11 protein-coding genes, 1 tRNA gene and 1 pseudogene are annotated in these 9,954 nt (G+C 65.4%); 6 read left to right on the plus strand and 7 right to left on the minus strand.

Annotated features, from left to right (window positions below; translation table 11 throughout):
- Positions 1-170 precede the first annotated feature (170 nt).
- The 4 genes and pseudogenes from VH499_RS22890 (at position 171) to VH499_RS22905 (ending at position 1,759) form a co-directional block, all read left to right on the plus strand.
- A complete protein-coding gene (locus tag VH499_RS22890; RefSeq protein ID WP_332055083.1) occupies positions 171-452 on the plus strand; it encodes a hypothetical protein in 282 nt (93 codons plus the stop codon).
- A gap of 349 nt (positions 453-801) precedes the next feature.
- A pseudogene (locus VH499_RS22895) lies at positions 802-939 on the plus strand (IS3 family transposase); the annotation flags it as partial.
- Positions 940-1,057: 118 nt separating this feature from the next.
- Positions 1,058-1,312 (plus strand): CopG family transcriptional regulator, encoded by a 255-nt coding sequence (locus tag VH499_RS22900; RefSeq protein ID WP_332055084.1) that lies wholly within the window; start codon positions 1,058-1,060, stop codon positions 1,310-1,312.
- Positions 1,313-1,357: 45 nt separating this feature from the next.
- On the plus strand, positions 1,358-1,759 hold the full coding sequence (locus VH499_RS22905) for a GFA family protein (protein ID WP_332055085.1): 402 nt from the start codon (positions 1,358-1,360) through the stop codon (positions 1,757-1,759).
- 182 nt (positions 1,760-1,941) lie between these two features.
- On the opposite strand, the gene VH499_RS22910 is transcribed toward VH499_RS22905, so the two are convergent.
- Both VH499_RS22910 and VH499_RS22915 read right to left on the minus strand, forming a co-directional pair.
- The gene (locus VH499_RS22910) at positions 1,942-2,718 is read right to left on the minus strand and encodes a hypothetical protein (RefSeq protein ID WP_332055086.1); all 777 of its coding nucleotides are present in this window, start codon (positions 2,716-2,718) and stop codon (positions 1,942-1,944) included.
- An 83-nt stretch (positions 2,719-2,801) separates the two neighbouring features.
- A tRNA-Ser gene (locus tag VH499_RS22915) sits at positions 2,802-2,891 on the minus strand.
- 123 nt (positions 2,892-3,014) lie between these two features.
- Here VH499_RS22915 and VH499_RS22920 point away from each other — a divergent pair.
- Entirely contained in the window at positions 3,015-3,359 is a 345-nt protein-coding gene (locus tag VH499_RS22920; protein ID WP_332055087.1) for a hypothetical protein, read from the plus strand.
- A 134-nt stretch (positions 3,360-3,493) separates the two neighbouring features.
- Here VH499_RS22920 and lepA read toward each other — a convergent pair whose 3' ends face one another.
- From lepA to rpmI, 5 genes are all read right to left on the minus strand, one after another.
- A complete protein-coding gene (gene lepA, locus VH499_RS22925) occupies positions 3,494-5,296 on the minus strand; it encodes a translation elongation factor 4 (RefSeq protein ID WP_332055088.1) in 1,803 nt (600 codons plus the stop codon).
- 87 nt (positions 5,297-5,383) lie between these two features.
- Positions 5,384-7,780: a phenylalanine--tRNA ligase subunit beta gene (pheT, locus tag VH499_RS22930; protein ID WP_332055089.1), complete on the minus strand. Its 2,397-nt coding sequence runs from the start codon at positions 7,778-7,780 to the stop codon at positions 5,384-5,386.
- Between the two features lie 13 nt (positions 7,781-7,793).
- The gene (gene pheS / locus VH499_RS22935) at positions 7,794-8,906 is read right to left on the minus strand and encodes a phenylalanine--tRNA ligase subunit alpha (RefSeq protein WP_332055090.1); all 1,113 of its coding nucleotides are present in this window, start codon (positions 8,904-8,906) and stop codon (positions 7,794-7,796) included.
- 101 nt (positions 8,907-9,007) lie between these two features.
- Complete coding sequence (rplT, locus tag VH499_RS22940; RefSeq protein ID WP_332055091.1) at positions 9,008-9,364, minus strand: 50S ribosomal protein L20; 357 nt, start codon at positions 9,362-9,364, stop codon at positions 9,008-9,010.
- Between the two features lie 3 nt (positions 9,365-9,367).
- On the minus strand, positions 9,368-9,571 hold the full coding sequence (rpmI, locus tag VH499_RS22945) for a 50S ribosomal protein L35 (RefSeq protein WP_332055092.1): 204 nt from the start codon (positions 9,569-9,571) through the stop codon (positions 9,368-9,370).
- A 151-nt stretch (positions 9,572-9,722) separates the two neighbouring features.
- Between rpmI and VH499_RS22950 the strand changes: the two genes are divergently transcribed.
- A partial coding sequence (locus tag VH499_RS22950) for an SDR family NAD(P)-dependent oxidoreductase (protein WP_332055093.1) occupies positions 9,723-9,954 on the plus strand: 232 nt, incomplete at its 3' end.

Here is a 9,954-nt window from a genome sequence, read left to right on the forward strand (position 1 = left end):
AAAAATCTACCGGCGGTCCAACGTCAGGGAGCAGAGCAATAACGAACGGATTTTATCTCCGGCTGGATGAAACGCGGGGCTCAGGTCACGGCCAACCGATCACTCGGGAGTGATCGGTTGCGACCAGGAATTGGTTCGACGGCCGCGCGCGACGGACGATGATACTGCGTATGCGCCTATGTCGCGCCGTCGCCTGCGGGCTCGGCCTGCTGTTGCTGCCACTGGTGGCCCGGGCCGACGACGCCTCCTATTGCGCAGCCTTGGGGGATTTGGCCTGGCGCTATATCGCCACCAGCGCCATGGACGGCGCGAGCAAGCCCGACCTCGAAACCAGGACCGCAATCGCCGAATGCGACCAAGGCCATTTCGCCGTCGGCATCCCCGTCCTGGAACGTAAGCTGCGCGACAACGGCATCACGCTGCCGAAGCGATCCACGGCGCGAGCTTTGTGAGGTCAGTCGCGTACGGCTCCGCCGCACAAATCGTCTGTGGCGTGTTGGCAGGTAGCATGGGTGCCCGCTTGGACCGTCATGCTTTTGGACCGCTTCCTATACCGAGCGTACTTCGCCAGCACCGCATCCCATGTAATGAAGTTCCAGTTATCGACATTCTCGCGGAGTTCATTTTTGAAGGACAGAACGAGCAAGAGTAGTCCGGTTCGTCCGTAGACTCGAAAAGAACATCGGAACATCCTCATTCACTTCCGGCGCTCGCAAATACTCAACAACCTGGTCAGGGACAGCCCGCTTCTTGGAGCAGACAAGGATGGCGACTTGATGCCAACTGAAAACAACCTCCCCGCAGGCGAGTGTGCGCTATGGCTACCGGCGTATGCATGTGCTGCTGCGGCGGGAGGGTTGGCTGATCAACGTCAAGCGCGTGCGCCGGCTGTACAATCTGGAAGGCCTGCAGATGCGGCTCAAACCGCCGCACCGCCGTCCCGGATCGATGCGTCCTTCGTCACGACATTGCGTGCCTTCGCCCGGCCCTCGAAATCTCCCGGCGAGGCCCTCAATGGCCACAGTCGGCCGGCTCGTGCCCCGGTAGATTGTCAGAGATGGCAAAAAAAGCGAAAGCGGGATCGCGGCCGCGCGTTTCCGGAAAGACAGCAACGAGGAGGCCGGTTCGACGGCCAGGCGGCGAAGAGACCGATGCGCTGGTCGTGCCGGTGCGGCTGGCGCCTGCCACGGTCGACGCGCTCGATCGATGGGCCGCGCGGGCCGGCATCTCGCGGCCGGAAGCGATGCGCCGCCTGCTCGAAGCGGCGCTGGGGGGCCTGGCGAGCTACGCTCCGATCGAGGGCCCGGACTGAGCCGGCAGCGACACGGACCTTTGGACAGGGAGAGGAGGGCAGACCATGATCACCGGAGGCTGCCATTGCGGCGCGATCCGCTATGAAGTCGAGGGCGAAGCGCTCACTCATGCGCTGTGTCACTGCACGGACTGTCGTCGCCACGCCGGTGCACCGATGGTCGGCTGGACGATGTATCCGGAAGGCGCCGTCAAGGTGACGAGGGGCACGCCCAAAGTCTACGCATCCTCGGAACACGGTCGGCGGCACTTCTGCCCCGACTGCGGCACCGGGCTCTTTTATGCCAATGAGGAAATGTTGCCGGGCAGGATCGATATTCAGAGCGCGACCTACGACGATCCCGACGTCGTTCCGGCGCGAGCGCACATTCAGGTCGCCGAACGGATCGGTTGGATGGCGCGCTCTCACGAACTGCCGGCGTTCGAGCGCTTCCCGCCGCAAGGGTAGCTCTGCCGACGCGGCGGCGGATGCTTCCGCGGACCGTCGAAACAACATCATGCGGGGACGGTGATCGTGCGGCTCACCGCACTTGTGCCTGGCACCAAGTGGGCATTTTTCGAAGCCGACCAATCGCTTGCCGGCTTCGCCGGTGACGCTGCGGCGGCTTTATCGGAGAGGCGTTGGCGCAGTCAGCGTCCATCGGGAAGCGTGCCGCCAAGAAGGCTCCGGAAGTTGTCCTGCAAATCGACCATCGCCCTCTTCGACAAGTCTTCGAGCTTCAGCACGACCTCTCGCCATTGCCTCGCTACCTCGCCACTGATTTGCGGAGTGGCATCCACGTTGAAGAAGAACTGGTAGTAGAGAAGGGTCGCGGCTTCGCGGATCTGATCGAGCTTCTTCGCGGTCGGCTTTGGGATGAAGATCTGCTTCTCACCGTAGAGTGCCGCGAATCCGTAGCCGATCTCCGCGGCCTTCTGCCCTCGTTCGCTTTGCGACGGCCCCTTCTGGGCCATCGGCCCGAGGGAAACGGCATAGTTGCCGAGAGCGCCGATAAACGCATGCAGCGATGCGTATACCTCCGCGATGACTTCAAGCCGCTTCTCGTGAAGCTTGCTGAAGACCAAGTGCCGCTCGTTGGCCGCCATCGCCAGGCTGGAACGAAGCCGCTCGATGGCGATGTCCGATTGCGCCTTCAGTTGCGCTTTGTGCGTTTCGAGCTTTTCGTCGTACTCGGCTTTGATGGCCGCCTTTAGTCTTTCGGACAGAACGGTCCTCAGTATCCAAAGCGCTGAGCCCGACCCGATGATGGCGCCGGCACCCCAGGCAAAGGCGAGGTTGACGGCCGCCCAAACGAAACTATTACCCTCCGGCATGGGAAGCATCTTTCCATGGTCGGGCGGCGTCACGCCATCGATCGAATTGGCATTTTCCACAGCTCGGATTTCCACCGAGCGCGCATCTGTCATCTGACGCATAACGCGTCGGCAGGCGCGACAGGAACTCCAATGCGCGAGTCGAGCTGCGCCGATACCAATCCTGTGCGGCAGGATGGCGGACAGGGCGGGATTCGAACCCGCGGTGGCTGTTACACCACGCACGCTTTCCAAGCGTGTGCCTTAAACCGCTCGGCCACCTGTCCAGTTCACAATCGCCGGGGCGCGGTCGGCCGCTCTTATAGCCTGACCGCCGGCCGGGGCAACGGCATCTTCCCACGGGCGGCGCCCTTGGCTAGGCTGGCTGCGGGTTGCGTGTGGGGGGAGTGATGGTCGTGTTCCGGGGCCTGGGATGGGTGCTGCTGGCCATGGCCGTAGCGGCGATCGTGCATGATTGCCTGGCCTGGTGGTCCGAAGGGTCGTTTCGCCTGATGCCGCTCGGCGAACTCTGGTCGCGCTTCGATTATGCCGCCGTCCATCCCGTGCAGGGCCATCCGTCGAGCCCGTTGTGGCGCGGCCTCGTCCTGCCGGTCCTGACGACGCCGGCGCTGCCGGTCTTCACCATCCTGGGCGTGATCCTGCTCTGGATCGGCCGCCGCATCGGCAGTCGCACCGATCCGCGTTTCCTCAGCAGCTCGCGGCCGCGGCGGCGTGGCAGCAGCAGCCTCTCCTGAGGATGCACTGGAGTGCACCCCAAAAGTGAGACACGGGGTGTGGTGAGGAAATGGCCTGAAGTGCCCATGGCATGGGCATCGGAGCTTTCTCATGCGCTGAGAAACCGTGAGAAACCAGGGCTGTTTTCCGAGAACTAGCGGCTGTCCATCTTCAGCGCCGCGATGAAGGCCGACTGCGGGATCTCGACGTCGCCCACCTGGCGCATGCGCTTCTTGCCCTTCTTCTGCTTCTCCAGAAGCTTCTTCTTGCGGCTGATGTCGCCGCCGTAGCACTTGGCCAGCACGTCCTTGCGCAGCGCGCTGATGGTCTCGCGCGCGATCACGCGGCCGCCGATCGCGGCCTGGATCGCGATCTTGAAGAGCTGGCGCGGGATCAGGTCCTTCAGCCGCTCGCACAGCGCTCGGCCGCGGCTCTCGGCGGCGTTCTTGTGCACGATCATGCTGAGCGCGTCGACCGGCTCGGAGTTGACCAGGATGGTGAGCTTCACCAGCTCGCTCTCCTCGTAGCCGGCCATCTCGTAGTCGAAGCTCGCGTAGCCGCGCGTCACCGACTTCAGGCGATCATAGAAGTCGAACACCACCTCGTTCAACGGCAGGCGATAGATCGCCATCGCCCGCGTGCCGGCATAGGTCAGCTCGACCTGCTGGCCGCGCCGCTCCTGGCAGAGCGTCAGCACCGCGCCGAGATGCTCGTCGGGCGTGATGATCGTCGCCTTGATCCACGGCTCCTGCATGCTCTCGATCTTGACCGGGTCGGGATAGTCGGCCGGATTGTGCAGCTCCATCTCCGTGCCGTCGGTCATCCTGACCTTGTAGACGACCGAGGGCGCGGTGGTGACGAGGTCGAGATTGAACTCGCGCTCCAGCCGCTCCTGCACGATCTCGAGATGCAGGAGGCCCAGGAAACCGCAGCGGAAGCCGAAGCCCAGCGCCGCACTGGTCTCGGGCTCGAAGTGGAACGAGGCGTCGTTCAGCCTGAGCTTGGCCAGCGACTCGCGCAGCGTCTCGAACTCCGCCGCGTCGGCCGGGAAGAGGCCGCAGAACACTACCGGCACCGAGGGCTTGAAGCCCGCCAGCATCTCGGTCGCGGGCTTTCTGTCGTCGGTGATCGTATCGCCCACCTTGCAGTCGGCGATGGTCTTGATGCCGGCGATGATGAATCCGATCTCGCCGGGGCCCAGCTCGGCCGCGTCGGTCGGCTTGGGCCTGAAGACCCCGACCTTGTCGAGATCGTAGGCGGCGCCGGCGGACATCATGCGGATGCGCAGGCCTTTCCTCAACACGCCCTCCATCACCCGCACCAGGGTCACGACGCCGAGATAGGGGTCGTACCAGCTGTCGACCAGCAAGGCCCTGAGCGGTGCGTTGCGGTCGCCCCTGGGCGGCGGCAGGCGCTTCACCATCGCCTCGAGGAGATCGTCGATGCCGAGGCCGGTCTTGGCCGAGACGCGGATCGCATCGGAAGTGTCGATGCCGATCACGTCCTCGATCTCCTTCGACACGCGCTCCGGCTCGGCCGACGGCAGGTCGATCTTGTTCAGGACCGGAATGATCTCATGGTCGGCCTCGATCGCGTGATAGGCGTTGGCCAGCGTCTGCGCCTCGACGCCCTGGCTCGCATCGACCACCAGCAGCGAGCCCTCGCAGGCGGCGAGCGAGCGGCTGACCTCGTAGGCGAAATCGACGTGGCCCGGCGTGTCCATCAGGTTCAGCACATAGGTCCTGCCGTCCTTGGCCGGATAGTCGAGCCGCACCGTCTGCGCCTTGATGGTGATGCCGCGCTCGCGCTCGATGTCCATGGAATCGAGCATCTGATCGTGGAACTCGCGCTCCGTCACGGCCCCGCAGCGCATCAGCAGCCGGTCGGCCAGCGTGCTCTTGCCATGGTCGATATGGGCGATGATCGAGAAATTGCGGATCAACGACAGGTCGGTCATTTCATACTCATTTGGACCGTGCGCATCTTGCGCGCTCAGGATCACGTGCGAGCCGGAGGATCGCGGTCCGGAAGACGACGATGAATTCTAACCACGCAGCACGGCGCCGGTTGCCTTCGTGACCTGCGCCACGATCTTGTCGCACACGGCTTCGATCTCGGCATCGGTCAGCGTGCGCTCCATGGGCTGCAGGGTCACCGTGACGGCGAGCGACTTCTTGCCGTCGGGCACACCCTTGCCGGCATAGAGGTCGAACACGCGGGCGGCCGAGATCAGGACCTTGTCGGCATTGCGCGCGGCGCGCACCAGCTTGTCCGCCTCCACGCCGGCATCGACCACGAAGGCAAAATCGCGCTCCACCGGCTGGAAGGGCGAGAGCACGAGGCGCGGCCGCGCCTTGGTGGCGCGCGCCTTGGGAAGTGGCGGCGCGTCGAGGAAGACCTCGAAGCCCGCGACAGGGCCCTTGAGGTCGGCGGCCGACACGATCTCGGGATGGAGCTCGCCGAACCAGGCCATCACGCGATCGCCGAGCTTCAACGTGCCCGAGCGGCCGGGATGGTACCAGTCCGGCGCGCCGGCCTGGGTCGCGAGATTGTCAGGGGCGCCGATCGCGGCCAGCACTGCCAGCGCATCGGCCTTGGCGTCGAAGGCATCGACGGTGCGCGGCGGGCCCGCCCAGTTGCGCGGCACCGCCAAGTTGTGGCGCAGGCCGGTCGCCATGCGCACCTGGCCTCGCGGCGTCGCGTCCCTGTACTGCGGGCCGACCTCGAACAGCGCCGGATCGCGCAGTCCGCGCGCCTCGTTGCGGGACGCGGCGTCGATCAGGTTGGGCAGGATCGAGGGCCGCATGGTATCGAGCTCGGATGCGATCGAGTTCAGCAGCCGCAGATCGGCGCCACCGCCGCCGAAACGTTGCGCGTGCTTCAAGGGCAGGAACGACCAGGTCACGACCTCGTTCATGCCGCGCGCGGCAAGTGCGCGGCGGGCCAGCGGTACACGCCGCTGCACGGAATCGCGCACCGGCTTGGAGGTGGTCGACAGCGGCGGCAACGACACGGCCGGAATGCGGTCGTAGCTCCAGACGCGCGCCACCTCTTCCACCAGATCGGCCTCGCCGACGATGTCGGGACGCCAGGACGGGACGGCGGCCGTCCACGGACCGGTACCGGTCATCGTGAAGCCGAGCTTGGTCAGGATGTCGGCGGTGTCCGGGGCCGGCACGTCAAGCGCAGCCAGGGTCTTCACACGGTCGCGGCGCAGCGTGTAACTGCGCTGCCAGTTCGGCATCACGCCGCTCGAGACGATCTCGCTCGCCTCGCCACCGCACAGCTCGAGGATCAAACGGGTGGCGACATCGACGCCCCAGTGCACGGACTGCGGATCGATGCCGCGCTCGAAACGGTAGCGCGCGTCGGACTGGATGCCGAGCTTGCGGCCGGTAGCGGCAACCGGGATCGGAGTGAAGTAGGCCACCTCGAGGAAGACCTCCGTGGTATCCTCGTGGACGCCGGTATCCTCGCCGCCCATGACGCCGCCGATGCCGTGCACGCCTTTCGAATCGGCGATCACCGAAACAGAAGGATCGAGGGTGTAGGTCTTGCCGTCGAGCGCCAGGATGGTCTCGCCCTCGCGGGCCTGGCGCATGACCAGATCGCCGGCAAGTTTTTTGGCATCGAAGACGTGCAGCGGCCGGTTGAGATCGAAGGTGACGAGATTGGTGATGTCGACCAGGGCCGAGATCGGCCGCAGCCCGATGGCCTTCAGCCGCCGCTGCAGCCAGTCGGGGGAGAGCCTGTTCGTCACGCCGCGGAAGTAGCGGCCGGCGACGATCGGGCAGGGGCTGTCCGGCTCGGGCCGGTAGCCGTGGGTCCACTTGATGGGACTCATGAAGGTGCCGGCGATCCGGTCGGCCTTGAACGGCTTCAAGACGCCAAGACCCGATGCGGCGAGATCGCGCGCGATGCCGTGCACGCCGAGGCAATCGGCGCGGTTGGGCGTCGCCTTGATCTCGATCACCGGATCGTCGAGGCCGAGCGCCTCGGCGGCCGGCGCACCTGTCGTGGTTTCGGCGGGCAGGTCGATGATGCCGTTGTGGTCGTCGCCGAGCTGCAGCTCGCGCGCGGAGCAGAGCATGCCGTTGCTCTCTTCGCCGCGGATCTTGCTGGCCTTGAGCGTGATGCCCGTGCCGGGAATGTAGCTGCCGGTCGGGGCGAAGACGCCCTTCATGCCGGTACGTGCATTCGGTGCGCCGCACACGACCTGGACGATGCCGGCGCCCGTGTCGACCTTGCACAGACGCAACCGGTCGGCATTGGGATGCTGGACGGCCTCGACGACATGGCCGACGACGAACCCTGTCAGCGTCTCCGACGGATTGGTGATGTCCTCGACCTCGAGTCCGAGCAGGGTGAGCCGCTCGCGCAACTCGGCGAGCGAGGCATCGGTGTCGAGATGCTCCTTGAGCCAGGACAGCGTGAATTTCATCGGCCGAGTCCCCTCATCGCCCCAGACCCTGCGTGAGCGATGGCCATTCGAGCGCCGAGAAGCCGTAATGGCGCAGCCAGCGCAGGTCCGAGTCGAAGAAGCTGCGCAGATCGGGAATGCCGTATTTCAGCATGGCGATGCGATCGATGCCCATGCCGAAGGCGAAGCCCTGGTAGACGGCGGGATCGAGGCCGCAATTGGCGATCGCGCGCGGATGCACCATGCCGCAGCCCAGGATTTCCAGCCACGAGTCACCCGCACCGATACGCAACTCGCCGTCCTTCCACGAGCAGCCGATGTCGAGCTCGGCCGACGGTTCGGTGAAGGGGAAGTAGGAGGGGCGGAAGCGGATCGGGAACTCGTCGACCTCGAAGAAAGCCCGGCAGAAATCGACCAGGCAGCCCTTGAGGTGGCCCATGTGCGTCGTGCGGTCGATTACCAGCCCTTCGACCTGATGGAACATCGGCGTGTGGGTCGCATCGCTGTCGAGGCGAAAGGTGCGGCCAGGCACGATCACGCGCAGCGAACCGCCATCGGCCAGCATCTTCTGCACGGCTTTGTCGAGCATGGTGCGCGCCTGCACCGGAGAGGTGTGGGTCCTGAGCACCATCGGCGTGCCGTCGGCCCGTGGCGGCAGATAGAACGTGTCCTGCATCTGGCGCGCCGGATGATCGGGCGGAATGTTGAGGGCAGTGAAGTTGTGCCAGTCGTCCTCGATGTCGGGACCCTCGGCCCAGGCGAAGCCCATCTCGCCGAAGATCGCGGCAAGCTCGTCCATGACCTGGCCGATCGGATGCAGCGTGCCCTGGCCCCAATTGGCAAAGTCCGGACGTGTCGGCAGGCTGACATCGACTTTCTCGGCGGCGAGCCTGTCGGCCAGCGCCGAGGCTCCGAGCGAGGCCTTGCGCGCCTCGAGTGCGGCCTCGATCTCGCTCTTGAGCTGGTTCACGCGCGCGCCGAATTCGCGGCGCGCGTCGGGTGCGAGCCCGCCCAGCGTCTTCATCAGCCCGGTGACGCTACCCTTCTTGCCGAGCGCCGCCACGCGCACGGCGTCGAGCGCCCCAAGATCTGCGGCCGCGGCCACCGCGCCGAGCGCCTCGCTGCGAATCGTCGAAAGATCGTCCATCCTTCGCTCACTTTCGAAACCGAACACGAAAAAGGGAGCCTGCCGTCCAGGCTCCCTCCTTGCGATTGCTGTCCGTTGCGCCGCGGGGCGACGCGCAGACGTTACTTGAGGGCGGCCTGGGCCTGTTCGACCAGGGCCTTAAACGCGGCCGGCTCGCGCGCCGCAAGGTCGGCCATCACCTTGCGGTCGACCTCGATCCCGGCCTTCAGGATGCCGTTCATGAATTGCGAGTAGGTCATGCCGTGCTCGCGCGCCGCGGCGTTGATGCGCTGGATCCAGAGCCCGCGGAACGTGCGCTTCTTGTTGCGGCGGTCGCGATAGGCGTATTGCAGGCCCTTCTCGACCTTCTCGATGCCGACACGGAACGCCACCTTGGCGCGGCCGCGATAGCCCTTGGCGAGCTTCAGGACCTTCTTATGGCGAGCGTGTGCAGCCACGCCCCGCTTGACGCGTGCCATGGCTTACCTCTCGTACGGGAAGAAGTTGCGCTTGATGATCCGGGTGTCGGGCTCCGACACGAGAGTCATGCCGGTCTGCTGACGCAGGAAGCGGTTGCCCCGCTTGGTCATGCCGTGGCGCTTGCCGACGACCCCGTGCTTCACTTTGCCGGTGCCGGTGAAGCGAAAGCGCTTCTTGGCCCCGCTCTTGGTCTTCATCTTGGGCATTTTCATTCCTTTTCAAAGGGTTACGACAGGTGGCCGAGGCAATGCCCTTTCGGCCAGGCCACCGAAGGAAGGGGGCTTATAGCGATGGTGACCGGACCACGCAAGCGCGCGCCGATGTGGCAGAATCGGCGCCGAACAGGGAATGGTGCCGATGAAGTTGTCGGGCAGAGTGGCGCTGGTGACCGGCGCCCAGCAGGGGATCGGGGCGGCAATCGCCGCGGCCTTGGCGAGCGAAGGAGCCGACGTCTCGGTGAATTGGCTGGATGATCCTCCGGCAGCCGAGGCGGTCGCTGCCCGAATCCGGGCAGCCGGCCGGCGTGCGCTCCTGGTCAAAGCCGACATGTCGAAGCTTCCGGAGATCGCGGCGATGGTGGGCGAAACCG

Source organism: Reyranella sp. (assembly GCF_036558665.1).
Taxonomy (GTDB): Bacteria; Pseudomonadota; Alphaproteobacteria; order Reyranellales; family Reyranellaceae; genus Reyranella.

Bases quoted from the DNA above. Each gene is read 5' to 3' on its own strand.
- VH499_RS22890 (WP_332055083.1), top strand. From the start codon at position 171: ATGCGCCTATGTCGCGCCGTCGCCTGCGGGCTCGGCCTGCTGTTGCTG.
- VH499_RS22900 (WP_332055084.1), top strand. From the start codon at position 1,058: ATGGCAAAAAAAGCGAAAGCGGGATCGCGGCCGCGCGTTTCCGGAAAG.
- VH499_RS22905 (WP_332055085.1), top strand. From the start codon at position 1,358: ATGATCACCGGAGGCTGCCATTGCGGCGCGATCCGCTATGAAGTCGAG.
- VH499_RS22910 (WP_332055086.1), bottom strand. From the start codon at position 2,718: ATGACAGATGCGCGCTCGGTGGAAATCCGAGCTGTGGAAAATGCCAAT.
- VH499_RS22920 (WP_332055087.1), top strand. From the start codon at position 3,015: ATGGTCGTGTTCCGGGGCCTGGGATGGGTGCTGCTGGCCATGGCCGTA.
- lepA (WP_332055088.1), bottom strand. From the start codon at position 5,296: ATGACCGACCTGTCGTTGATCCGCAATTTCTCGATCATCGCCCATATC.
- pheT (WP_332055089.1), bottom strand. From the start codon at position 7,780: ATGAAATTCACGCTGTCCTGGCTCAAGGAGCATCTCGACACCGATGCC.
- pheS (WP_332055090.1), bottom strand. From the start codon at position 8,906: ATGGACGATCTTTCGACGATTCGCAGCGAGGCGCTCGGCGCGGTGGCC.
- rplT (WP_332055091.1), bottom strand. From the start codon at position 9,364: ATGGCACGCGTCAAGCGGGGCGTGGCTGCACACGCTCGCCATAAGAAG.
- rpmI (WP_332055092.1), bottom strand. From the start codon at position 9,571: ATGCCCAAGATGAAGACCAAGAGCGGGGCCAAGAAGCGCTTTCGCTTC.